Source organism: Vibrio sp. 10N.261.55.A7, from assembly GCF_002877365.1.
GTDB lineage: Bacteria > Pseudomonadota > Gammaproteobacteria > Enterobacterales > Vibrionaceae > Vibrio.
In genome coordinates this window covers 1-825 of record NZ_MCWZ01000207.1, presented here as the reverse complement: position 1 = coordinate 825, position 825 = coordinate 1, and the positions used below count along the sequence as shown (strand labels likewise).

The 825-nt window shown below is 41.2% G+C and carries 1 protein-coding gene and 1 pseudogene; both read right to left on the bottom strand.

Going from position 1 to position 825, the window contains the following annotated elements:
• Nucleotides 1–274 (bottom strand): annotated as a pseudogene (locus BCU12_RS23520) (hypothetical protein); the annotation flags it as partial.
• 136 nt (nt 275–410) lie between these two features.
• A partial coding sequence (locus tag BCU12_RS10555; RefSeq protein ID WP_241909806.1) for a methyl-accepting chemotaxis protein occupies nt 411–825 on the bottom strand: 415 nt, incomplete at its 5' end.

Here is an 825-nt window from a genome sequence, read left to right as displayed (position 1 = left end):
GAATAACGTCGTAGGTGAGATCATTACTGCAAGCGGTGACGGTTTGACTGTTTTTTGGCGTCAGAGAAAAAAAGAATATCCCCAAACAAAGACTCGTTAGCGTCAAAGTTGGTTCTTTCGCAATGGCACTGAAAGTGAAAAGAATAACATAGCAGATCAGAAAAATTGGAGGGTAGGCCGTGATGTTCTCAAGCCACCAACGAGGCAGGGTGTAATGCGATACTGTCCAAAGAATAGCTGGTGATAGTACGGCTAACCACAATAATAATTTCAACGATACCAACCAGTTACTTGGTGAGTGATAGTTACAGTATGGCTTAGTTTTTTCAAGATTATCGACTATTTATTCAGTTAATAAAAAAGAGCCTTGAATCAGGCTCTCTTGTTTCTTACAACTTGGTTCTTAATCGTTACGCTTTTTGCTCTGTCACAAATTCAGCAACGCCAGAGTCCATTTCCTTTGCTTGGCTCGATACTGAGTCAACTTCTGCTAAACATTGCTGCGCAGATTGCATGTTGCTATCCGAAATACTGTTCAACTCAGTTATGGACTCACTGACCTGATTCATAACGATTCCTTGCTCTTCAATTGCGGAAGCGATACGTTCAGAATTTGATTGTATGTTGTCCATATCCGTTAATATGAGAGACAGGCTGTCGTCTAGTGTCTGTGATGCGGTCAATGTTTGTTCGCCTTGCTCGTTACATTGTTCGATATTCACAACAACGGTAGACATTTGTTTCTGGATTGAATCAACCACTTTTGTGATCTCTTCAGTTGATTGATGAGTGCGGCTTGCTAACGCCCTTACTTCATCAGCAACA